This is a genomic window from Halostella sp. PRR32, from assembly GCF_034808085.1.
Classification (GTDB): Archaea; Halobacteriota; Halobacteria; order Halobacteriales; family Natronoarchaeaceae; genus Halostella; species Halostella pelagica.
Genome location: NZ_JAXHGL010000001.1, coordinates 810454 through 833297 on the forward strand (window position 1 = coordinate 810454; position 22844 = coordinate 833297).

General features: G+C 65.5%; 24 protein-coding genes. 11 read left to right on the forward strand and 13 right to left on the reverse strand.

Going from position 1 to position 22844, the window contains the following annotated elements; translation table 11 throughout:
* Positions 1-30: 30 nt before the first annotated feature.
* The 3 genes from SM753_RS04295 to SM753_RS04305 all read left to right on the forward strand — a co-directional run bounded on the left by SM753_RS04295 (position 31) and on the right by SM753_RS04305 (position 3029).
* Positions 31-837, forward strand: coding sequence for an alpha/beta hydrolase (locus SM753_RS04295; protein ID WP_323190668.1), 807 nt, complete (start codon positions 31-33; stop codon positions 835-837).
* Positions 834-2792: a hypothetical protein gene (locus SM753_RS04300; protein WP_323190669.1), complete on the forward strand. Its 1959-nt coding sequence runs from the start codon at positions 834-836 to the stop codon at positions 2790-2792. The genes SM753_RS04295 and SM753_RS04300 overlap by 4 nt, the downstream gene beginning before the upstream one ends.
* Before the next feature lie 108 nt (positions 2793-2900).
* On the forward strand, positions 2901-3029 hold the full coding sequence (locus tag SM753_RS04305; RefSeq protein ID WP_135535825.1) for a phosphohydrolase: 129 nt from the start codon (positions 2901-2903) through the stop codon (positions 3027-3029).
* A 145-nt stretch (positions 3030-3174) separates the two neighbouring features.
* On the opposite strand, the gene SM753_RS04310 is transcribed toward SM753_RS04305, so the two are convergent.
* Both SM753_RS04310 and SM753_RS04315 read right to left on the reverse strand, forming a co-directional pair.
* Positions 3175-4371 (reverse strand): redox-regulated ATPase YchF, encoded by a 1197-nt coding sequence (locus SM753_RS04310; protein ID WP_135535824.1) that lies wholly within the window; start codon positions 4369-4371, stop codon positions 3175-3177.
* Positions 4372-4457: 86 nt separating this feature from the next.
* A complete protein-coding gene (locus SM753_RS04315) occupies positions 4458-5060 on the reverse strand; it encodes a hypothetical protein (protein ID WP_323190670.1) in 603 nt (200 codons plus the stop codon).
* An 84-nt stretch (positions 5061-5144) separates the two neighbouring features.
* Between SM753_RS04315 and SM753_RS04320 the strand changes: the two genes are divergently transcribed.
* Complete coding sequence (locus tag SM753_RS04320) at positions 5145-6302, forward strand: NAD(P)/FAD-dependent oxidoreductase (protein ID WP_323190671.1); 1158 nt, start codon at positions 5145-5147, stop codon at positions 6300-6302.
* Positions 6303-6319: 17 nt separating this feature from the next.
* On the opposite strand, the gene SM753_RS04325 is transcribed toward SM753_RS04320, so the two are convergent.
* Positions 6320-6748 carry a hypothetical protein gene (locus SM753_RS04325; RefSeq protein ID WP_323190672.1) on the reverse strand — a complete coding sequence of 143 codons (429 nt, stop codon included), beginning with the start codon at positions 6746-6748 and terminating at the stop codon, positions 6320-6322.
* A gap of 132 nt (positions 6749-6880) precedes the next feature.
* On the opposite strand from SM753_RS04325, the gene SM753_RS04330 reads away from it, so the two are divergent.
* Complete coding sequence (locus SM753_RS04330; RefSeq protein WP_323190673.1) at positions 6881-7318, forward strand: universal stress protein; 438 nt, start codon at positions 6881-6883, stop codon at positions 7316-7318.
* A 167-nt stretch (positions 7319-7485) separates the two neighbouring features.
* Complete coding sequence (locus SM753_RS04335) at positions 7486-8541, forward strand: FAD-dependent oxidoreductase (RefSeq protein WP_323190674.1); 1056 nt, start codon at positions 7486-7488, stop codon at positions 8539-8541.
* A 6-nt stretch (positions 8542-8547) separates the two neighbouring features.
* Here SM753_RS04335 and SM753_RS04340 read toward each other — a convergent pair whose 3' ends face one another.
* Complete coding sequence (locus SM753_RS04340; RefSeq protein WP_323190675.1) at positions 8548-9822, reverse strand: carboxypeptidase-like regulatory domain-containing protein; 1275 nt, start codon at positions 9820-9822, stop codon at positions 8548-8550.
* A 127-nt stretch (positions 9823-9949) separates the two neighbouring features.
* Between SM753_RS04340 and SM753_RS04345 the strand changes: the two genes are divergently transcribed.
* Positions 9950-11236, forward strand: coding sequence for a TIGR00300 family protein (locus SM753_RS04345; RefSeq protein ID WP_323190676.1), 1287 nt, complete (start codon positions 9950-9952; stop codon positions 11234-11236).
* A gap of 67 nt (positions 11237-11303) precedes the next feature.
* A complete protein-coding gene (locus SM753_RS04350) occupies positions 11304-12548 on the forward strand; it encodes a hypothetical protein (RefSeq protein ID WP_323190677.1) in 1245 nt (414 codons plus the stop codon).
* Between the two features lie 81 nt (positions 12549-12629).
* Here SM753_RS04350 and SM753_RS04355 read toward each other — a convergent pair whose 3' ends face one another.
* Positions 12630-13007, reverse strand: a complete 378-nt coding sequence (locus tag SM753_RS04355; protein WP_323190678.1) for a universal stress protein — start codon at positions 13005-13007, stop codon at positions 12630-12632.
* Between the two features lie 234 nt (positions 13008-13241).
* Between SM753_RS04355 and SM753_RS04360 the strand changes: the two genes are divergently transcribed.
* On the forward strand, positions 13242-14195 hold the full coding sequence (locus SM753_RS04360; protein WP_323190679.1) for a phytoene/squalene synthase family protein: 954 nt from the start codon (positions 13242-13244) through the stop codon (positions 14193-14195).
* Between the two features lie 46 nt (positions 14196-14241).
* Here the strand turns inward: SM753_RS04360 and cruF are convergent, their stop codons facing one another.
* The 3 genes from cruF to SM753_RS04375 are packed head-to-tail and all read right to left on the reverse strand — an operon-like array spanning position 14242 to position 17385.
* Positions 14242-15081 (reverse strand): bisanhydrobacterioruberin hydratase, encoded by an 840-nt coding sequence (gene cruF / locus SM753_RS04365; protein WP_323190680.1) that lies wholly within the window; start codon positions 15079-15081, stop codon positions 14242-14244.
* A complete protein-coding gene (locus tag SM753_RS04370) occupies positions 15074-15907 on the reverse strand; it encodes a prenyltransferase (RefSeq protein ID WP_323190681.1) in 834 nt (277 codons plus the stop codon). The genes cruF and SM753_RS04370 overlap by 8 nt, the downstream gene beginning before the upstream one ends.
* Positions 15904-17385 carry a phytoene desaturase family protein gene (locus SM753_RS04375; protein ID WP_323190682.1) on the reverse strand — a complete coding sequence of 494 codons (1482 nt, stop codon included), beginning with the start codon at positions 17383-17385 and terminating at the stop codon, positions 15904-15906. Before SM753_RS04375 ends, SM753_RS04370 begins: the two co-directional genes overlap by 4 nt.
* 76 nt (positions 17386-17461) lie before the next feature.
* Between SM753_RS04375 and SM753_RS04380 the strand changes: the two genes are divergently transcribed.
* Both SM753_RS04380 and SM753_RS04385 read left to right on the forward strand, forming a co-directional pair.
* The gene (locus tag SM753_RS04380; protein ID WP_323190683.1) at positions 17462-18154 is read left to right on the forward strand and encodes an SDR family oxidoreductase; all 693 of its coding nucleotides are present in this window, start codon (positions 17462-17464) and stop codon (positions 18152-18154) included.
* Between the two features lie 76 nt (positions 18155-18230).
* Positions 18231-19070: a ZIP family metal transporter gene (locus SM753_RS04385; protein ID WP_369335322.1), complete on the forward strand. Its 840-nt coding sequence runs from the start codon at positions 18231-18233 to the stop codon at positions 19068-19070.
* Positions 19071-19163: 93 nt separating this feature from the next.
* Here the strand turns inward: SM753_RS04385 and SM753_RS04390 are convergent, their stop codons facing one another.
* From SM753_RS04390 to SM753_RS04410, 5 genes are all read right to left on the reverse strand, one after another.
* Entirely contained in the window at positions 19164-19703 is a 540-nt protein-coding gene (locus tag SM753_RS04390) for a hypothetical protein (RefSeq protein WP_135535808.1), read from the reverse strand.
* Positions 19704-19733: 30 nt separating this feature from the next.
* A complete protein-coding gene (locus tag SM753_RS04395; RefSeq protein WP_323190685.1) occupies positions 19734-20558 on the reverse strand; it encodes a hypothetical protein in 825 nt (274 codons plus the stop codon).
* Entirely contained in the window at positions 20555-21406 is an 852-nt protein-coding gene (locus SM753_RS04400; protein ID WP_323190686.1) for a hypothetical protein, read from the reverse strand. The genes SM753_RS04395 and SM753_RS04400 overlap by 4 nt, the downstream gene beginning before the upstream one ends.
* A gap of 149 nt (positions 21407-21555) precedes the next feature.
* Complete coding sequence (locus SM753_RS04405) at positions 21556-22446, reverse strand: hypothetical protein (RefSeq protein ID WP_323190687.1); 891 nt, start codon at positions 22444-22446, stop codon at positions 21556-21558.
* Positions 22447-22588: 142 nt separating this feature from the next.
* Complete coding sequence (locus SM753_RS04410) at positions 22589-22783, reverse strand: hypothetical protein (RefSeq protein ID WP_323190688.1); 195 nt, start codon at positions 22781-22783, stop codon at positions 22589-22591.
* Positions 22784-22844: the final 61 nt, after the last annotated feature.

The window sequence follows — 22844 nt, forward strand, 5'->3', positions numbered from 1 at the left end:
CTAAACGGAGGTTCGTCGTAGGACGGTGGTATGGTGGGATCGTCACAGACGGATCTGCGCGGAGTCACCGTTACGGGAGACTCGGACGCGACCGCTGTCGTGTTCGTTCACGGGGTGACGTTGACGCGAAAGATGTGGCTGCCGCAGGAATCGGAACTCGGCGAGGAGTTCCGGGTTATCTCGTTCGATCTCCCCGGCCACGGTGAGCGCGCCGCGGAGGAGTTCCGATTCGACGAGGCCCTCTCTCTGCTCGACCGGGTTGTCGAGACGGCCGCGGACGGGAACGCGGTGGTAGTCGGCCTCTCGCTCGGGGGGTATCTCGCGACGGCGTACGCCGCACGCCACGGCGAGAAGGTCGACGCGCTGGTTATCTCGGGCAGCAGCGCGAACCCGACCGGTCTGCTCGGCACGCTCACGCGCGTCGTCAGCGTGGTCTCGCGACTGGCGAGCAAGAGCAAACTCGTCCGCAGAGGATACAGTTCGGTCTGGAAGCGGATCATCCGGAAACTGGACCTGCACGAGGACGAAAAGCGGGGGATAATCGACGCGGGGTTTTACTTCCGACCGTTCGGCACGGCCGGGAAAGCGCTGGCCGGCCGGGATTTCCGCCGCGAGTTCGGCGCGTACTCGGGTCCGGCGCTCATCCTCAACGGGGAGGGCGACCTGCTCTCTCGGCGCGGCGAGGACGCCCACGCGGCGGTCGCCCCGAACACCCGCGTCGAGGCCGTCGACGCCGCCGGCCACACCTGTAACCTCCACCAACCGGCCGCGTACAACAGGGCCGTCGAACAGTTCTACCGGGAAGCGCTGTCGGCGTTTCCCTCCGGTGCGGAATGACCGGGCGTCGAGCGCTCCCGGATGTCACGCGGCGCGACTGGCTCCGCACGACCGGCGGCGTCGCGGGCAGTCTCCTCGTCGCTGGTGACGTTAGCGGGCGTAAGACGGCCGGCCGGTCGGTGCCCGCAGTGCGAAACGACGACCAGCAGGACTTCGTCTGGCTGAACGGGTCGCTCCGGACGACGGATCGACTCCGAGACAACGTCCTCGCGTTCGCCGACCGGCACGACCTCGCCGTCGTGCTCGTGAAGACGAACGTGAACGTGCCGGATGTCGTCGACGCCGTCCGCCCGCACGTCGAGGCGGCGGCCGAACGCGGCGTCGACGTCTGGTTGAACACCGGCATCCTGAACCAGCTAACGGCCGAGGAGTTCGTCACCGACGACGACGGACGGGAGCGGCATCTCGACCGACTCCGGAGCGTCGCCGAACTGTACCGCGACCGCGTCGACGGCGGCCGGATCGTCCTCTGGCAGGAAGCCCCCGTCTCAGGCCGGTGGGCCGAGGGGGGCAAGTGGACTGCCGAGTCCGTCGCGAACCTCCGGGAACACGGCCCCGCGGTGTTCGCGGCACAGCGGGAGGCGATACGGGACGTCGCGCCGGACATCGACGTCGGCATCTTCGTCCACTTCCCCTACGTCGTCGACTCGAAGACGCCGGAGACGTACGCGAACCTGCTGTCGTCGCTCCGCGACCGCGACGCGCTGCCGGACTTCGCGTTCGTCGACTTCTACCGCGGCTGGTACGAGAAAGACGCCGGGGCCGAACCGGCGAACGACGCGATCCGAAGCCTGATCGAGAACGCCCGCGAGGGCGTCGACGGCCGCGAGGTGTTCTACATGGGCCAGGCGCACACGATCAACCCGAACCACACGCCGAGCAGGACAGCGATGCGTCAGGACCTGTGGACGGCGCTCGACGCTGATGCCGACGGCGTCGGCTGGTACTCCCGGAACCAGTACAAGCGCACGCGCACCGGGTTCGACCCGTACGTTCCGAACGAGGGCGACGCCGAGGAGTTCGGGGACCGGCCGGACGTCTCCACGTTCACTGTCGCCCGCGACCGGTACCAGTACGCCTGGTCGGGCACCCATCCGACCCGGCAGGGGTACGACCCGCGGGAGCGGTTCGACCTCTGGGTTCACACCGACGCGGTCGGCTTTCACGACCACAGCGTCTCGCTGCGGTCGACGGACGGCGACTGGACGTTCCTCGCTGACATCGGGGGCTACGCCGACGGGGAGTACCGCTTCGACGACGGGCCGCACGTGTCGATACTTCGCGGACTGGACCGCGAGCGGTTTCTTGGCGACACGCTCGACCTGCGTATCGAGTCTCGGGGCGAGACCACGCTCCGGGGCGTCTACGTCCGGCCGTGCGACCCCGACACGTTCGTCTCGGAACGCGAGGCGACCGAGATCGTCCCCGACCGCGGGTTCGGGACGTTCGGCCAGTTCTGTCTGGGGCACTCGACCGGTCGGGCGACCCTCGCCGACGGTGACACGACGCGGGTCGCCGTCAGCGTGGACCGCCGCCGTCCGAGCGTGCCGCTCGACGCGCTCGTCTATCCGGACGCCCTCGACGTTCGGTCGGCGCTGCGCCGGGCGGAGCGCGACGCGGAGTTCCGGCCGCTCGACCGGTTCGACCTCTGGATCGAGGGGGCGGATCTCTCGGCTCTCGACGCCGTGTCTCTCGAGGACCGCGACGCCCTCGATGCGAGCGTCGCCGTCGCTCGGACCGACGCCGCGGCCGTCTGCTACGGGGTACCGCGGTCGCTGCTGGACGGCGGGACGCTCCCGACTGCCGACGCGGCCGGCGGAGCGTCCGTCGGGGCGCTGTACGCGATGCCGTACGGTGGTATCGGCGCGTTCACGACGCCGGACCGCGCCGGAGACCTGATCGCGGCGGACCGCGACGCGGTCGAGACGTTTAGTCTGGCGTACGCGCGGCGCTGACACGGGCGCACGACACCCACAGACAGTCCAGAAACCGCAAGAGGGCGTAAATTAACTCGGTTTCGAATCACAGTACGCTTTTACTCTCGGAGGTCGCACACACGACTAATGCCCGAGATCGAGGTTTCCGACAGCCTGTACGACAAACTCGAAGAGGCGTCCCAGGACGGCGACATGGACGACGCGCTGTGGGAGATGGTGTACCTGTTCGAGCGCGGTAACAACCCCGCGGAATAGACGTTCGACGCCGAGTTTTCTCGCACTGGCCGAGCGGCCGCAGGGGGTTCCTGTAGCCGACCGAGCGGCTTCCGGGTTCTAGCGACCGTCCGAGCGTCTACCGGAGTTCTCGCGACCAGGAAAGTAGCCGCCGTGAGTCGCCCGACTACTGATTCGTCGAGAGGATTTCGACGACCGCACGGTTCTCTAGCTCCCGGTCCGCACCGATCTGGCGCTCGGTCCGACAGTCGACGGCGTGGAGGAACCCGTCGCCGATGTCCGAGTGGAGGTGATAGGCGAAGTCCTCCGCCGTCGACCCCTCGGGCAGGATGAAACAGTCCCGCAACACCTTGCCCTCGTCGGTCACGACGCCGTTCGAGGAGCCGGGAAACACCGCCACGCCGCCGAGTTCGTCGAACAGCGCGGTCTCAAGCGTCCGCTGGACGCCCGTTCCGTCGAACGCGCCGACGAACTCGCGGATCTGCTCTAACCCCTCCGCCTGCTCCTCTGCGATGTCGCCGGTGACTTCGAAATCGTCGTCGCCGGGCCGGTAGTCGACCGAGTCCTCCTCGGCGGCGGTCTTGAGAGCCCTCTCGGCGTGGGCGCTGGTCGGCACGACCGTCAGATGGTCGTACTCGGGGTCGTTCGTGATCTCCTCGTAGTTCGACTGGGCCTCCGGCGTGTCCATCTTGTTCGCGGCGATCACCATCGGCTTCGTCCGCTTTCGGATCTCGCGGGCCAGCGCCGCGCGGTCGTCGGCGTCCCACTCGTCCGGGTCGAGCGGCAGGTCGAGCCACAGGATGGTCTGTTTGATCTCGTCTTTGTTCGTCCGGAAGGCGCTCATCTGCTCCGCGAGGTCGACCTCGACCTTCGACTCTTCCCCGTCGTAGCCGGAGCGGTGGCGCTCGATGCCTTTCTCCAGAACGTCCAGATACCACATGTCGAGTTCGTTCTCCAGGAAATCGATGTCGTCGCGCGGGTCGTGGTCCTCCGTCGGCTCTCCTTCGAGGTCGGTTTTCCCGGAGAAGTCGACGACGTGGACGAGTACGTCCGCCTCGTTCAGGTCCGTCAGGAACTGGTTTCCGAGTCCGTTTCCTTCGTGTGCGCCGGGAATGAGCCCCGCCACGTCTACGAGTTTGACCGGGACGAACCGCTTCCCGTCCTGACAGTAGCCCGTCTCCGGCGTGCAGGTCTCGCCGAACTCCGGTGCCGCGCAGTCGACGCGGACGTACGCCTCGCCGACGCTCGGGTCGATGGTGGTAAAGGGGTACGCGCCCTCCGGCACGTCGTTCATCGTCGCGGCGTTGAAGAAACTCGACTTCCCGACCGACGGTTTCCCGACGAGGCCGATCTTGTGGGTCATTACGCCCCCTGACCGGGCGCGGCAGGAAAGAGTTACCAAACGAATCCGCTTCGTCAAAGCGTCACAGTGCCACGGTCTCCGGCGGGTTACTCTTCGGTTTCCTCCTTGTCGTCCGCTCCGAACGTCGTCTCCTCTCCCTCGTCTGCGTCCACACCTGTCTCCTCGGTGTCGATCTCCTCCGTTTCGTCGTCGAACACCACCTCGGAGTCGTCGCCGGGACTGTCGTCGTGTCCGTCCTCGTCGAGCCCGAAGTCCTCCTCGTCGTCGGTCATCTCGCCGCTCGCTTCCATGTCCGTCTGGATGTCCTCCGGCGGTTCGTCGGTCCTCTCGTCGGACCCTCCGAGTTCGACTTCAGTCATTTCCGTCTCCGCTTCGATCCCTTCGTCCTTGGAACCGGTAATCGTGTCCGTGTATTCGGCGCTAGAGAGCGTCTCCTGTCCTTCCCGGCGGGCGCGTCGCTGGAGCAGACCCACGCCCAGCGCGAGAGTGCCGAGGGCGAGTCTCCGGCCCCGCTTTTCGCGAGAGCGGAGCCCGCGAACGATCCAGACCGCCCCGGTCCAGATAGCGAGCCGTCCCGAACGGAGTTGCCTGCGGAGGCGACCGCCGCTTTCCCCCATCGCCTCGTCGTCGCGTTGGTTCTGTCTCCTTTCGCCTTGCGCCGGTGCGCTGAAGAAATTCTTGAGTTTCATCGGTTCTCTGACGACAGATCTACGACGGCGACTTAGTTAAACGTCGACCCGGGCGATGAACTGGCTCGATGCCCTACCCCGAGTATGACTCGACAACCGTCTTACGAGGTGATCGTGGTCGGCGGCGGTCCGGCCGGGTTGACGACGGCCCTGTACACGACCCGTCTCGGTCACCGCACCGCGCTTGTAACGCGCGAGGGCGGCCGACACGAACTCGTCGACGCCGTCCACAACCTGATCGGCGTCTCCGAGGAGACATCCGGCCCGGAACTCGCGGCCGTCGCGGTTGCCCAGTTAGAGGAGTACGGAGTGGACTACTACGAGGACGCCGTGACGAGCGTCGAGCGGGTTGCCGACGGAGAGACGGGGACGGACGGAGCGGAGACAGGCGGCGAAGAGACGCCTGCCGACAGACCCTCGACGAGTGACGGAGGCGAAGCGGGAGAAGCGACGGACGGCGGCCGCCGGTTTCACGTCGAAGCCGCGCACGCGGACATCTTCGCGGACCGCGTCGTGCTTGCGACGGGTTTCACCGACGAAGCGCCGCGCGTTCCGGATCTCCAGCGGTACACCGGTCACGGCCTTCACTACTGTCTCCACTGCGACGCGTACACGCTGGGCGACGCCAGCGTGTTCGTCGTCGGCCACGACGACCACGCCGCGGAGATCGCGATGACCCTGCTCAACTTCACCGGCGACGTGGATCTGGTGTTAAACGGCGAGGACCCGTCCTGGGACGACGAGACGGCGACACAGGTCGAAACGCATCCCGTCGAGGTCCTCTCACGAACTGTCGCGTCGACGTTTCCGGACGACGGAGCGGCCGACCCGCCGTGGATCGGGGGACTGGAGTTCGGCGACGGCACCACCCGCGAGTACGCCGGCGGGTTCGCCGTCTACGGACGGTCGTACAACTCCGACCTCGCTGCCGACCTCGGTTGCGACATAAACGACGACGGGTCCGTCGCAGTCGACGACGACTACGAGACGAGCGTCGACGGCGTCTACGCCGTCGGTGACGTGACCCACGGGCAGAACCAGACGCCGGTCGCCATCGGCGACGGCGCGTACGCGGGCATCGCCATCCACCACGATATCCGGCGGTTTCCGCTGTCTTCCGAGGAGTGCGCCGACCGCGACGCCGAAGACATCGAAGCCCCTGCCGCAGCAGACGACCTGCGGGCGCGGATGCGTCGCCACCGGACGCTCGACGACCACGCGGGGATGACGCCGGACGAGTGACTGACCCGCGGAGGCCGTCATGCCTCGGCGATAGCCTGTTCGGCGTACCAGACAAGCGAGAAGTCCTGCGGACTGGGCAGCGCACACGCCAACCACGCGACGCTGCCCGTGATTACGTACGGATTACCGGTGCTGACGGGGTCCGGAACGATACCCAGGGGGATCAGGGCGAACGGCGTCGCGAGCGCCAGCGGCATCAGCGCCGACGTGCGGAGTAGCCACGGAGACGTGTTCTCGGGGAGCGCCTGCGGCGTTACCGCGGCCCACGTGCCGAACGCGCCCGCCCGGAGTAGGTCGGCACCGTCGCGGTCGGGGAGCCACTCGGTCTCGTACGGAATGCCGCCCGCTCGGAGTACCGAAGCGTGGGCGTATTCGTGGACGACGGTACCGACGCCGAGAACGACGACGAGAGCGACGACAGCGCCGAGAAATTCGATTATACCCATCGAAAGTCGACCTTACTTACCGGTACACAGGAACCACCACTCATTAATCTCTCGTTTCCGGCCGGCGTTCCGTCGGCCGATGGAGACGCGATCACGGTTCGATTCAAGTGCGTGGACTGAGATCGTCAGCCCATGTACGACGATGTTCTGATGCCGACGGACGGGAGCGAGGGAACGATGACGGCGCTCTCCCACGCCCGCGAGATCGCGGCCAATCACGACGCGACGCTTCACGTCGTCCACGTCGTCGACCGCCGCGTCTACCTCGCCGCGGGGAAAGACGAACAGGACGAGGTCCTGGCGGGGCTGGAAGAGGAGGGAGAGTCGGCGATCACCGCGGTTCTCGACCGACTCGACGAAACGACTCTCGACGTCGAGACCGAACTTCGGGAAGGGGTTCCTCATCGGAAACTGCTGGAGTACGCCGACGATCACGGCGTCGACCTGATCGCTATCGGCACGCACGGTCGCTCGGGCCGGGACCGCATCGTCAACATGGGAAGCATCACGGAGAAAGTCGTCGACGAGTCCGAACGACCGGTCCTGGTCGTCCACATCGAGAACGAGTAGGGAGTCGGTGACGGCTGATACTGTCGGGCGGCGGCCAACGAAGACTGAGAGACACCGGTCGGCGGCCCACGAAGACTGTCGTCACACCGCCGTGTCGAACCTCGTCGAGAAGTTTCATCCGACATGACTCGTCGAACCTTTTGGCCGGCAGTGCGTACTCGGACGCGATGCAGTCTATCGCTATCGTCGGCGGCGGCGTCGCTGGCCTCGGTGCGGCGTACTCGCTCCGCGACAGAGCGGCGCACGTCACTCTGTTCGAACGCGACGACGACATAGGGGGGCGCGCGGCGACTCGCCACCGTGACGGATGTGCGTACGACTACGGTGCGAACTACCTGAAAGACGGCGATTCGCGGGTTACGGAACTCGTTAAGGGACCGCTCTCGGACGGTCTGGTCGAGGTCGACGGCCCGGTGTGGACGTTCGACGCCGCCGGCGAGGTGTCGCCGGGACGGGACGCCGATGAACACAAGTGGACGTACGAGGACGGTATCGCAACGCTCGCCGTCCGTCTCTGCGATGCCGCAGACCCCGCGGTCAGAACCGAGGCGACCGTCGAGTCGCTCGAACGGACGAACGACGGATGGGTCGTGTGGACGAGCGACGGTTCGGCGGACGGGGAACGTGCCGGGCGCGTTCGAAACGGAGCGTTCGACGCGGTCGTGCTGACGCCGACCGCCCCGAACACTGCGGACGTCCTCGCCGCCGCGGAGTGGGATCACCCGGTCTGTGAGCGGATCCGCGAGGCGGTTGCGGCGGTCCCGTACCGTACTATCATCTCGGTCGCCCTCCACTACCCGTTTTCCGTCGACGTGCCGCACTACGCACTCGTCAACACCGACCGCGAGCACGAGGTCGGGTGGCTCTCGCGGGAGGAGTGCAAGCCGGGCCACGTTCCCGGCGGCGAGTCGCTGTTGGTCGTCCAGATGGCACCTGACTGGTCGGCGTCGCGGTACGGCGACGAGGGCGATGCGATAGCCGCGGACGCGGCGGAGCACGCGTCCGAATTGCTCGACGACGACCGCCTCGCGGAGCCGGACTGGCACGACATCGGCGAGTGGCGATACGCGCTCCCGGACGACGGCGTGGCAGAGGGGGCGGTCGAACGAGCGCGGAATCACGACCTCTATCTCGCCGGCGACTGGGTCGCTGGCGACGGCCGGTTGCACGCCGCGCTGGTCAGCGGGATAGAAACCGGAGAACTACTTGGGCAGGGCGGGTGAACTGCGTCAGTCGCGACGGCGAAACGCGACGAGCGTCGCCGCCAGGGCGATCACCGTTACCCAGACGGTGAATCCGGGCAAGCCGCCGCCGTCGCTATCGGTTTCTTCCCCGTCGCCGCTCGTATCGGGGGTCGCAGTCTCGGTCGCTTCGCCGACGCCCTCGACGGTGACGGCGTCTGCGGTCAGGCCGTCGGACTCCGCGGTGATCTCGAACTCGCCGGCGGCGGTGATGGGGACGCTCAGAACGCCGTTACCGTCTGTTTGGCCGACTTCCTCGTCGCCGCGGTACACGACGGCGTCGCCGATCGGTTGCCCGTACTCGTCGGTCACTTCGATGCGGACCGTTCCGCCCACATCGACGCTATCTTGCGCCGGTTCGATCGAGATGCCGGGCGTTCGCGTGATGTTGTACGTGACAGCCACGTCGTCCTGTTCGTCGATCTCCAGTTCGCGTTCGACTGTCTCGTACTCCGGGTGTTCGAGGGTGACGGTGTACTCCGTGTTGACGCCGAGACGGGTCGCCGCTTCGCCGTTCCGTGTATCCGTATGGACCGTCGTCACCTCGTCGCCGTCGTTCGACACCGTGATACTGACATCGCCGACGGGCGTCGAGTTGTTGAAGTGGCCGTCTCGCACGGTCACGTCCACGTTCGTCCGGGCGGATTCGAGTTCGGCGGAGACGGTCGTTTCGCCGTCGGCCGTGAACTCGACTTCGTCCTTCAGATACCCTTCCCTGACTACTCTGGCGGTGTACTCGCCGGCCTCGATACCGTCGGTCCGGTACGTCCCGTCCGCGTCAGTTCGGCCCCGTTCGACGGTTCGAACGTTCCCGTCTTTCTTCAGCGAAACCCGAGCGCCGTCGACGGCACCGCTGTCGTCGCTCACGTCGATAGTCGCGTTCGCACGGGGATGGACCGTCACCTCGATCTCAGTGTTCGATTCCAGAGGCTGGGGCTCGAAGGGGAAGTTCCGAACGTAGTCGTCGTGCTCGATGTAGATATAGGGTGAAACGCCCCGGGGAACGTCCACGAGGGCGCGGCCGTTCGACACTGTCGTGGTTTCGTTGTATCCGCCGTCGTAGGTGACGTTCACGTCCGCTCTCCCGACGGGGGTACCGTCGTCGTCGACGACCGAGAGTTCCAGCGTTACGAGGTCCGGAGTACCGCCGTCAGCTGTCGCGGACGGGGTTGATTCGTCGGAGTCGGCCCCCGCGAGAGGGGCAGTGGCTCCGAGAGCGCTCGTGATCAGGAGGAGTGCAACGAGTACCGCCGAACGGTTCATATTCGCGGTGTTGTTTACTGGTTACTTAAATTTCCCCTCCGTTATAGTAAATAATCTGTCACTTTCTGCGTTCCGGCGGCGTGTCGTCTCCACAACGCTCTTGTCGTCCTCTCGCTATGCCTTCCTCATGACTGCCACGCGTACCGTCGAACTCGAAGGCCACATCATCGACTCCGGGATGATGGGTCGCTGTTTCGGTCTCATCATGGACATGGACGGCTCCTTCGAGGTCGAGCAGTTCGATATCGGCCGACACAAACACGAGGAATCGTATGCACGTCTGGCGGTCTCCGCCGACACCGAACACGACCTCCGCTCGATCCTTCACGAACTCCACCAGAACGGGGCGACGTTGCTCGACCCCTCGGACGCGACGCTCGAACCCGCTCCCGAGGACCAGGTCGTGCCGACGGATTTCTACTCCACGACGAACCACCCCACGAAAGTCCGCGTGGACGACGAGTGGATCCCCGTCGACAACATCGAGATGGACTGTGCGGTAGTCGTCGAGCGCGGAACGCGAGGCGACTCGGACGGAGCGAGCGACGACGAGGAACTGCGAGAGCGGGGGGCTGTCGGACCGAAAGCGTACACGAAAGTCCTCAACGCCGTCGAGGAAGGCGACATGATCGTCACCGGCGAGGCGGGCATCCGCGTCGAACCGCCTGAGCGGCCGCGGGGCGACGAGGGCGGCGCGTTCGGCTTCATGCAGGGCGGGGTCAGCAGCGAACGGCCGTCCGAATCGCTCATCGCGAAGGTCGCGGACGCCGTCGAGGAGACCAAACAGGAGGGCGGAAACGTGCTCGCGGTCTGCGGCCCGGCGCTTATCCACTCGGGCGCGGCCGACGACCTGGCCCGTCTCGTCCGGGAGGGCTACGTCGACGCGATCAGCGCCGGCAACGGGTTCGCCGTCCACGACATCGAGCGCGGCCTCTACGGCACCTCGCTCGGGATGGACATGGAGACGATGGAACACCCCCGGAAAGGCCACAAGCACCACATCTACACCATCAGCGAGATCATTCGCGCGGGGGGGATCGAGGCCGCAGTCGAGGACGGCGTCATCACCGAGGGGATCATGTACGAGTGCGTCGAGAACGACGCCCCCTATGTCCTCGCTGGGTCCATCCGCGACGACGGGCCGTTGCCCGACACCATCACCGACGCCGTCGAGGCGCAAAACGCGATCCGCGAGCAGGCCCGCGACGCCGACATGGTGCTCATGCTCGCGACGCTGCTTCACTCCGTTGCGGTCGGCAACTGCCTGCCCTCGACGACCCGCGTCGTCTGTGTCGACATCAACCCCTCGACCGTCACGCAACTGCTCGACCGCGGGAGCGCACAGGCGATCGGCATGGTCTCGGACATCGGCACGTTCGTCCCGATGCTCGCGGATAACCTACTCGACCAGTAGGAGAACGGAGGCGTTGCCCTACGCCTAAGACGCTCGCGAGTGCACGTTCTACCGGGGATTGGGGACGATGCAAGACGAACAACAGTACTACGAGCGACGCACGTACGGACCGAACGAACACTTCGAACACGCGGACGTCACCGACGAACACGAGGACGTCGGCGACCTCCGCCGCGGCGGCCAGGCCCGCCACTCGCCGGGCGACGAGTCCCACGAAGGCTGGGCGGAGAGAGATATGGCACAGTCGCGACGAGGCGAGAGCGGATCGACAGACCGCGGCGAGTCGAATCAACGACGCGCCGGTTCGAACCACCCTCACGGCGGATCGAACCGGCGCGATACGGATCAGCGCCGGAGCGGATCGAATCAGTCTCAGCGGGGGAGCGAGACCCGGTCCGGAAGCACGAACAAGCGGTACGGACGCCGGTCGCGCGAACTCAGCGGTTCCCGCGGTGACACTCTCTCCGACAGTCAGGAGTCTGACGACGACAGCGGCGGTTTCCTCAGCAGTTTGTTCGGTAGCGACGAGGAAACGACAAACCGCGACCGTGAGGCGGGCGGACGCGACAGGGGTGACCGGACCGAAAGCGGCCGCGGGGTCGGCGACTACGCGAGACGTAACCGCGACATGCCCCAGCACACGAACGCCGGAGAGTCGGCCGGAACCGGCGCGAACGACCGCCAGACCAACCGACGGCAGGCGGGCACGGACGAGGAGGGCCGAACGGACCGCGCCGGGTTCGGCGACATCGGCCCGCTGGGGGGAGAAGACGCCCGTCAGGACGCTCGCCAGCAGGGCGGCGGCGAAACGCCGAACGAGTACCGTGAGACGCGTACTCAGGGACAGATACCAGAAGGCGAGCGACACGGCAGCGTGACCGAGCAGACGCTCGACCGGGGCACCACCAGCCACTCTAGCCGTCACGAGTTCGGCGGTCACAGCGCCGGCGACACCGGGACGACCGGCCGCGCCCACCGCGGAACTGAGTCGGCCGACCGCACCGACAGCGGTACCGACCGCCAGCACGGGTCCCGTCGCCGGAGTCAGAGTCGCAACAGCAACCCGTCGCAGGGGAGCCAGCGCGGGAGTCACCGCGAGGAGGGACTCACCGGCCGCGTCGGCGGCCACTTCGGGAACCCTCCGGCCGAGGAATCGCCCGAACAGGGGGGCGAGCGGCAGTTCGGCGGCGAGCGCGGCCGGAGCGAGCGGGACCACCAGTTCGGCAGTCGACGCGGCCACGGCAGCCAGCGCAGGGCGCGGTTCGGGGAGGACCGCGACGAAGAGGACCGGTCCCGAAGTAGTAGTCACTGAAAGTCAATGTACACCAGATCGTGCGACAGCGATGCGATCAGCGTGTGAATCGTTTCAGTGACTACGATAGTCCGACGCCCGCTACGGGGAACACGGTACCACCGTGACCGGGAGCGGCGGGTCGGCGAGCAGGTCGCCGACTGAGCCGCCCGGTCCGGGGTTTGCGCCCGGGCCGCCCCGCCGCGAGCCGACGACGAGTTCGTCGGCGTCTCGCTCGGCGATAGCCTCGCGTAGTTCCTCGGCCACGGTGCCGTTTCTGACCGCCGTCCCGACGGTTGCCACGGCGCTCAGCCGGACGCGAAGGACGTTTAACGCCTCCTGCCGGTCGCGCTCTGCCGTTCCGCCGTCGGACTCGACGACTGCGATCCCGACCACGTCGTCGCCGTCGAGGCGCGACTCCAGATAGTCACAGATGTCGGCGCTCGTGTGGACCGAGTCCGTTCCGACTAGATACAGCATACGGAGTGGTGGCGAACGGATGGCAATAGCTCTACTGACCGTGCAGTGACCGCGTTGCCTTCCGGGGAGCGTCTCTCGGCGGTCACGTAACCGGACCATACGCGGTCTCCACTCGCCTTTTGTCCTGTCGTTACAGGGGGTATCATTATAATCGATGAATCCTTAGCAATGGAAGATTCATGCATCGTCGAACCAGCCCGACTGGGACACTCGTCAGCCCGTCTGAATCCGCCAATGGCTGACGACCGTCGCGTCCGCGAGAGCAAGGCGATCCAGCGTCGAACGGGGAAGACCTTCCACCTCGCGACGAGGGTCCTCCCAGAGCGGGTCCGTCACCCGACGTACGTCCTCTACGCGTTCTTCCGTATCGCTGACGAGGTCGTCGACGACGCGGAGGGCGTTCCGACCGACGAACAGGCCGCCCGCCTCGAATCGCTGCGAGCGGAAGCGCTCGGTCGGGCGGACCCCGAATCCGAAGTACTGGCGGCGTTTCAGGACGTCCGGGTGGAGTACGGCGTTCCGGACGAGGAGATCGACACGTTCATCGATGCGATGAAGACCGACATCGACAGGAGTCGGTACGAGACGTACGACGACCTCAGGTCGTACATGCGCGGGTCCGCCGCGGCGGTCGGGGCGATGATGACCGCGATAATGGAGACGGACGACGAGGAAACCGCGCTCCCCCACGCAGTCGCCCTCGGCGAGGCGTTCCAGATGACGAACTTCCTGCGCGATGTCCGGGAAGACATCGTCGAAATGGACCGCATCTACCTCCCGCTGGAGTCGCTGGAACGTCACGGCGTCACCGAAACACAGGTCGAGAACCTCCAGTTCACGCCCGAGTTCGCCGACGTGATGCGGGACGAACTCGTTCGGACGGAGCAACTCTACCGCCAGGGGGTTGCCGGGATCAAGTATCTGCCGCGCGACTGCCAGTTTGCCGTCCTGCTGTCGGCGGTGCTGTACGCCGACCATCATCGCCTGATCCGCGCCCGGGACTACGACGTGCTATCCGCGACGCCGAGTCTGGGAACCGCTCGGAAGTTCTGGCTCGCGGCCCGGACCCGCTGGCATTGGCAGTGGGACCACGACCCGGTCGAGGTGTTTCGGCGCGTCAGCGCGCTGCCGGACGCGAACGTCGACAGGTACGAAGTGGATCCGCCGGATCCGGTCCCCGTGCGATGAGTGTCCGCGGGGGACCTGACCGTCCGTCGGTCGTACTGTCGGCCCGTCACCGGTCCGGGAATCCGTCACCCTGCGACCGCCACACGTCGAAGTCGAACCGGTCGGTCCGCAACAGACCGGCGAACAGACAGACCGAGAGCGCAACTGAGGCCCAGTTCCCGTAGACTGCGTTGACGCCGCCCCAGAGGACGACGAAACTCACCAGGTCGTCGAGCGCGAACTCGCAGGATCGCAGGCGGGCGAGCAGTTCCGCGCGGTCGAACGCGAGGTCGAAACAGACGACGGCGACCGTCCCCGACAGCACCCATCCGGCGTAGTTCGAAAGCGGCACGCCGTAGTACGCGCCGCCGTTGCTGTACGACCAGAATCCCAGCGCGACGGCCCCGGGATCCAGCACGAGGTCGACGACCAGCACCGTCGCGAGCGTGGCGAGCAGGCGGACCGCTCGCCGGCGCGTGGCATCGCCCAGCAGGAGCAAAACGAGCAGGTAGCTGTTCAGGACGAGAGGGAGAAAGAAGACGGGCAGTCCGACCGGCACCTCGCCGAACGCCATCGGTCCGAGGTCGATGCCGTACTCGAACTCGCCGTAGGGCCACCCCGTTCGGACGCCGACGAGTTCGATGCCGTACGCGTACGCCGTCAGCGCGAGCACGGCCACGGCGGCCCGCCGGTCGACGACCGGCCCCACGCCGGCGATAAGCGGCAGGCGCATCACGAGCGTTCCGAAGAGGATCAGCGTCGGCTGAAACGCGAGCGGCGGCGGGACCAGGCCCTCCGCGCTGGCGAGCAACAGAACGGCCCCCACCGCGGGAAAGACGACTGCGATGGTGAACCGGTTTCTCTGCACGAGGTCGTCCAGTCGCCGCTGAACCGCCGCCCTATCCATTGACCAGCCCCCACAGGCCGCCCATCGTCAGCGCGGCACCGACGACGGCGTTTATCGCCGGGTAGTACCAGTACGCCCGGTCGACGGCGACGTTCGTCCGGGCGACGGCGACGACGAGAAGAGGATAGACCGCAAGCAGTGCGCCCGCCCGCGGGTCCAGTGCGGCGAACGCCGCTGCAGCCAGCGTCCAGCAGACGGCGCAGTAGGCGTACGTCCGCCGTTCGCCAAGTGCCGTCGCAGTCGTTCGAATTCCCGCACGCCGGTCCGGTTCGATGTCCGGGATCGCGGAGAAGGTGTGCATCGCCATCGACCAGAGCCACCCGCCCGCGACCGCGAGCATGGGCGGGTGCTCGCCGGCGACGGCGGCGTACGCGGCCGCACCCGGCAGGACGTACAGCCCGTTCGACATCGAGTCGAGAAACGGCGTCGTCTTGAACCGCAACGGCGGCGCGCTGTACTCGGTCGCCAGCAACAGGAACGCGACGAGCCAGGGGATCGCAAGTGGCGGTACAACGGCGGCAGGCACGGCGATCAGCGCGCCGGACGCCGCCACGGCGACGACGACGAATCGCTGGCCGCCGTACCGGACCTCCCTGTCCGATTTCTTCGGGTTCTCCGCGTCGATGTCCGCGTCGAACACGTCGTTTATGCCGTACAGATAGACGTTCGCAGGCACGAGAAAGTAAGCGAACAGGGCGACTGCTACGGGCGTAGCGAGGTCGCCGACGAACTGCGCACCGTACGCGACACCGACGAGAACGGGGCCCGCGAGATACAGCCAGAACCGCGGACGCGACAGTTTCAGCAGGTAGTGCCTGCGGTTCATGCGTGGTCGTCGACGACTTTCTCCGCCGTCACGTCCCCGCTTATCAGACACATCGGGACGCCGATGCCCGGGTTCGTGTACGACCCGGTGAAGTAGAGGCCGTCGACCTCCTTCGAGCGGTGCGACGGGCGGAACGCGGCCGTCTGGGTGAGGGTGTGAGCGATACCGAGGGCGGACCCCTTCGTGCTGTTGTACCGTTCGGCGAAATCCGAGACCGAGAACGTCTCCTCGACGACGATTCGATCCCGGAGGTCGACGCCGGTGTTCTCTGCCACGTCGCTCAGCACGACGTCGCGGTACCGCCGGCGCGTCTCCGGTCCATCGTCGAGTCCGGAGGCGATCGGAACGAGCGCGAACAGGGTGCTGTGTCCGTCGGGTGCAACAGTGTCGTCCGTCTTCGACGGCGCACAGAGGTAGTAGGCGGGGTCGTCCGGCCAGGACGGGGTCTCGAATATCTGGTCGAAATGCTCCTGCCAGTCCGTCGGCAGGACGAGCGAGTGGTGGGCCAGTTCCTCGACGTCACCCTCCACGCCGAGATAGAGGAGAAACGCCGACGGCGCGTACGTCCGGGAGTCCCAGTACTCGGCGTCGTACGAGCGCTTCTCCGGGGGGAGTAGCTCCTGTTCCGTGTAGGCGTAGTCGGCGTTGCTGACGACGATGTCGGCCGTGAACCCGTCCGTCTCAGTTTCCACTAGAAACCCGCCGCGGCGGCCCTTGATCTCCGTTACGGGCTGGTTCGCCCGGTACGTCACGCCGAGTTCGTCACCCATCTCGACGATTCCGTCGACGACGCCGCCGATCCCGCCTTCGGGATACCAGACGCCGAGGTTGAAATCGACGTGGCTCATCAGATTGTACAGCGCCGGCGTGTTCGTGGGCGACCCGCCGAGAAACACGAGCGAATACTGCATTATCTGCCGGAGTTTCGGGTGGTCGAAGTAGCGTTCGACGTGGTCCTGCATCGACCCGAGCAGCGAGAGGCCGTCGGCGTTGAGCGCGACGTCGCGGTCCAGAAAATCCCGCAGTCGGCTCCGGTCCTCGTAGACGAAATGTTCCATCCCCACGTCATAGGTGTACTCCGACTCCGTCAGATAGCTCTCCAGCGCCTCTCCGGCACCGTCCTCGTAGGAGTCGAACACCCGTTTGGACTCCGCCAGCGTCGCGGGGATATCCACCGTGTCTCCGTCCTTGAAGAAGATACGGTAATGTGGGTCGAGATGTTCCAGGTCGTAGTAGTCCTCCGGCGTACGGCCGAACGCCCCGAAGAACCGCTCGAACACGTCGGGCATGAGATACCAGGACGGCCCCATGTCGAATTCGAAGCCGTCGACTTCGAGGCGACTGGCCCGGCCGCCGAACTGGCCGTTTTTCTCTAGCACCGTCACGTCGGCACCGTCGTCGGCGAGGTAACACGCCGTCGACAGGCCGCCGAATCCGCTGCCAACGACGACCACAGACTCACCAGCGAGCGGGTCCATACCGAACCCAACGGCGGAATGATAAAAAGCGCTCCCCTCCCGACGGTTTTACCCTTGATTCGTCCGTAGGAGTGGTATGGACGACGATACCGCCGTCGTGACCGGCGCGACTCGTGGAATCGGGAGCGCGGTCGCACGAACGTTCGCCGACGCCGGAGCGAACGTGGTCGTTTGCGCCCGCGACGCGGACGACGTGGACGAAACAGTCGCGTCGATAACCGATGCGGGCGGGTCGGCGACCGGCATCCGTGCCGACGTTCGCGACGAGTTCGACGTCGAACGGCTGATGGAGACCGCCGCTCGGTTCGGCGGTAGCATCGACTACGTCGTCGCGAACGCCGGCGTTTACCACGGCGAACCCGGCGAAACGCCGCTCCCGGACGAGTCTTACACCGCTTTCGATGACCACTTCCGAACCAACGCGCGCGGCGTGTTCGCGACTGTTCGCGAAGCCCTCCCGTATCTCACAGACGACGCCCGCGTTCTCGTGACGACCGGATCCGTCGCCCGCGACCCCGGCCCCGGTCTGGGCTCTTACGCCGTCTCCAAGGCGGGGGCCGAAGCGGTCGTCCGCGGGTTCGCTGCCGACCTCGACGTTCCCGTGGGCTGTGTCGACCCGGGCGTCGTCGCGACTGAACTATCCGGGCCGTCGGGGCGGGACCCCGCGGACGTGGCTCCGATGTTCGCCTGGGCTGCCACCGAAGCGCCGGCAGAGGACCTCGACGGCGACGTGTTAGGCCTGCAGGCCTGGCGACAGGCGACGCGCTGACCGCGGTCTTTATTATTGTCGAGGCGCGCTGTTCTACTATATGAATATTAACGAAGAGGAGGGAGTTATTAATGCGGTGCGGGAGAGTTCGGGCGTTGGCCTCCTCGCTGTCGTACTACTCTGCAGTCTCACGGGATTCGCAGTGATCGCCGCGGACCGGGCACCGGAGATGTGGAAACTGATCGGTATCTCGTGGTTTGCGTTCGTAGCGATGGCCGGGGCGGCCCCGTTCGGTGCGCGTAGCGCAGGCCGGGAACAGGCGCTGACGCTGGTCTGGGGCTACGGCCTCGCCAGCGGTGCGATGGTGACGAGCGCCGCCGTCTTCTTGCTGCCGCAGGCGTTCGGCCTGCATCCGAAGATCGGCGGGTTCGGCGTGGCCGCGGGTCTGCTCACCGGGTTCGGTGCGCACACCGTGGGCCACCGCTTCACGCACGCCGACTTCGGCTTCGACCACACCGCGCTGGAACTGTCTGCCCACGCCCTCTCGGCGGGCGTCATCATCGGCATCATCTACGGCAACATGCCGGAACTCGGCCCGCTGCTCGGCCTCGCAATCGTCTCGCACAAAGGGCCGGCGGGCTACGCGGCGGCGCGCCGCCTCGCGGGCGACGGCCGGTCCGTCTCCGTCCTCCTGTTGCCGGCCGCCGGCGTCGGCATCACCGCTATCCCCGCGGCGCTGGTCCAGTTGCCCGCGAATCAGACGATAAACGCCGCCGTCTTCGGCTTCGCCGCCGGCGTGTTCCTCCACGTCGCCATGGACTTCCTGCCGAGCTGTGAACTCGGCGGCGAGGTGTACGAGGTGGCCCAGGTCAGCGACGACGCACACCACCTGTTAGACCGCCTGCGCCTGCACGCCGTCGGCAGCACCGCGCTGGGCGGTATCGTCGTCTTTCTCGCCTGGTTCGCGCTCAGTTAGAGTCGCCGCTCTCGTCCGGTTCGTCTTCGAGATATTTTCGGGCGGAATCGGAGAGCGACTCGCATCCGGTCACGTCACTGACCACATGGAATTTCACAGTTCCCGGTCGGACTCCGGGTCGTCCAGTTCCCAGAGGTACTCCGGGAGGAAGGCGTCGAGTTCGTCGACCACGCGCCGCTCGCTCACGTTCAGCCCCTCGCAGTGCTCGTGCGCGGAGTCGCGCACGTCGACGTGGATATCGCCGTCCTCGACGGTCACTGCGAGCGGGAATACGGAGCAACGCGCCGGCTTCCAGTCGTGTTCGTCGTGGAGGGCACAGAGGCCGTCCTCGCGCAGGAAGTAACAGGCCGCGCCGTCCTCGGCGACGTGTTCGTCGCGGTCTTTCTCCTCGCGGCGGACGAAGTCCTCGCCGCGGAACTGCGTCGTCGCCCGGTTGACGTTCTCTCGTTCCGCGAGTTCCAGAAAGTCCTTGTCGTACAGCAAGACGCCATGCTGGCAACACCAGGTGCAGTCGTCGACGCACTCGAAGGTCAGATCCGGGTCGAAGTCCACGACGGCCTCCCGTTCCGGGTACACCTCGACGCGCGGCTTTCCGTCCGCGCTCGCGTCGGTGTCACGGTCGTCTGCGCTCACAGGGGGTAGTGAGGTTCCTGCGGGGAAAGGCTACTCGGTCTCGACCTCGGTTTCGTACGTTCGTCGGCCAGCGCGCCAGTTCAGGATGAACGACATGTGGTCCCCGTCGGGATGCTCGTAGCTCCAAGTCGCTGTTTCGCCAGCGGGCACTTCGAGACGAACCGCCGTCTCCGGCGCGTGTGCGACGCGCCCGCCGGCGATGTTGAGTCCGCCGACGAACGTTCCGTCGGCGTCACCGGTGTTGCGCACGGTCAGAGTGATCGGTATCTCCTCTCCGACTGCTATCGTTTCAGGCCCGCCGTACTCGACTACCTCGAACGTCGTCGTCGGACGGGCGAGTTCCGCGGCCACTCCGTCGTCGAGCGCGTACTCGCCGCCGGGCCAGGTTATCGCCGCGTCGTCCGCGTCGAGCGGCTTCGGACACTGGAACAGGAGCCATCCCGCTTGGTCGTCGCCGTACAGCGTTCCGCGTTCCTCGACGTTCCAGAGTTGCGCGACCCGTCTCCCGTCGACCGCGTCCACCGACCCGTACGTTTCACCACCTGTTTCGAGTGCGAACTCGTCGCAGTCCGGTGAACCGTCGCCCGTCGAAGCGGCGGAGGCGAGGAGAAACTGATCGCCGCGTTCGCCGAACGTTCCGATCGAATCAGGCGAGTCAAGCACCACTATCTCGGGGGCGACGGTCACGTCGTCAATGGCGGCACCGGCGGTTTCGCGCTGATCTTCCGGGGACTCGTCTCCGTTGCTCGACCCGGCAGGTCCGGTCGTCGCGGCCTCGGAGTCCGACTGGCCGAGACAGCCACCCACCGCGCCGACCCCCGCGACCGCAGTTGTGAGAAAGCGCCGCCGCCTCATATTTCGACGTTGACCTTTCGAGTCAGGTCGTCACTGCGACATCGGAGGTGAAAGCGCATCGAGAGGTTGTCGCCGTCCTCGCGGTCCAGATGTCGCTCGTCTACCGTGTGGCTGCGTTCCCACGTCGCCGTCTCGCCGGCCGGCACGTCGATTGAGAGCGCTCCGTCGGGCGTGTACGCGACCCAGGGACCGGACCTGTTCCTCGCGGCGACGAACGTCCCGTCGACGTCGCCGACGTTCTCGACCGTCCCCGAAACAGTCGCTTCCTCTCCGACCTCGACCGAGTCAGGGGCGGTGAACTCGCGTATCTCGAACTCGGTCGGCGGCCGCGCCAGATAGTCGACGGCGTCCGAATCGAGCGACCGGCCACCGCCGGGCCAGGTGATCGCCGCGCTCTCGCCGTCGAGCGGTTTCGGCACCGTAAACGCGATCCATCCCTCGGTCGAATCGTTCGATCCGAATCTGGTCTGATATGGACTTTCGAACGTCCACAGGTGACCGTTCATGCCGCCAGCGTCCTCGTCTGGTGAGTGCGTCGTCCCGCCGGCGTCGAGTTCGAACGCGCCGTACTCGGGCGCACTCGATCCCTCCGCGGAGACGGTTGCGACGACGTACTGCTCGTCGCTGTCGCCGAACGTCCCGATAGAGTCCGGGGTGTTCATCGCGACGAGTTCCGGTGTTGCCCGCACGTTGCCGACTTCGACGCCCGCGAACGTCGTCTCGTCGGGCGTCGTTTCGTCGTCGCTGTCGTTGGTATCGTCGGATGCAGACCCGGCCTGGTCGAGACAGCCGGCAACGGCGATTCCGAGAGCGCTCGCGGCGGACCCGAGATAGCGGCGTCGGTTCATGTTCTCTCGGTAACGGTGCCGGAACAAGTGCTTTCAGAAAGCTAAAACGAGTGTTTCACTATCGGTCACTGACCCGGCATCTCCGAAGTTGGAACGCAATGGCAGTCACAACCGTCTGCTGGATACGGGTTCGTGTCAGAGGGACTGCTTTACCTGACGAGTTTTTTCTTTTCCTGGAGGGACGAGTGAAGGTCGCTCGGTGGATCCTCCAGTTCACACAGAATATCCCCGTATTGCTGACTCCCTCTGTCCGAGTACGAGAATCTGCGGTATAGACCTTCTACAGTGCCCACAACGGACTCTATCGAGTCGTACTGCTGTAAGAGATAGACCACTGGCGTCATATCATCGTCTGTCAGGTCGCGTTCGACATCGTAGATATCTTTGAACAATAGACGATGCGCCCGGTATGTGCGGAGATCCCGGAGTAGTTGCTGTTCGTATTCCGGGTCCAGTTCGGACACGACCGCTGCTATGCGAACAAACGCGTCGATATCCCGAGAGCGGTACGCGTAGATCTCCTCCGCGGTCCGCTGGCGCTGCTGTTTCGTCTCTGCATCTCTCAGTGATTCAAACAACTGCTGTTCTACCAACGGGATCTGGAACAGGGCAGTGAAGTAGTTGCGCAGCCGGGAACAGACCTCGCTACGTATGTCTGGAGGACAGTTCTCAGCTAGTAGAGTAGCTGAAAAAGCCGCGTTTACGGTGAGTGCGATCCTACTTTCGGTCGATAGTTCTTGGGTATCTATGATGTCGTCCAGTACGTTTACGCTGGCATCGAGGCTGGTGAGTAGCCGCTTCAGCGGGTCTCCGAGGGGCTGACTACGTTGGCAAGCGAAGACGTTACAGACGGGAAGAGTGCGAAGTGACTTGTGGCCTGTTTTCCAGTCGTCGGCGACACCGCTCAAATGAGTACTGATCCCTGCGGTCGTTTCAATTGGGAGTTCTTTCCGAAGTTGCTCTTCCCGGTCAAACACGTCTCTAGCGAGGTCCTCGTATATTCCACGTATCTCCCTCGGAGGTGTAGAATATTCAACCACTCTGCTGTACAGTTCCTGTCTATTTCATAAATAAATTACTTCTGAGGTGAATATGATACCTACACCGCTCCAGTATCAGAACGGAATTCACTCAAGCGGACATAGCGATCAGTCGGTGTAAACCGCGGCAGGCCCGAACTATTCAATAGCGGTATTTGTAGAGTAAAAACAGGAAGATCAGAAAGAGGGGAACTAGCGGGGCTGCAGCCTCAAACGGCGCTACCAGAAGTATCACGGCGGTAAGTACGACGAATTCCACTGCAATCAATACACTTAGGGCCTCTCCCGACTCGACCATTAGCGGATATATATTCACATCATGGCTGTTTGAAACCACTGGATGATTTACACGCTCTGGTGACTGGGTGTTCTACCGCAGAACGCGCTCAGCGAACGCT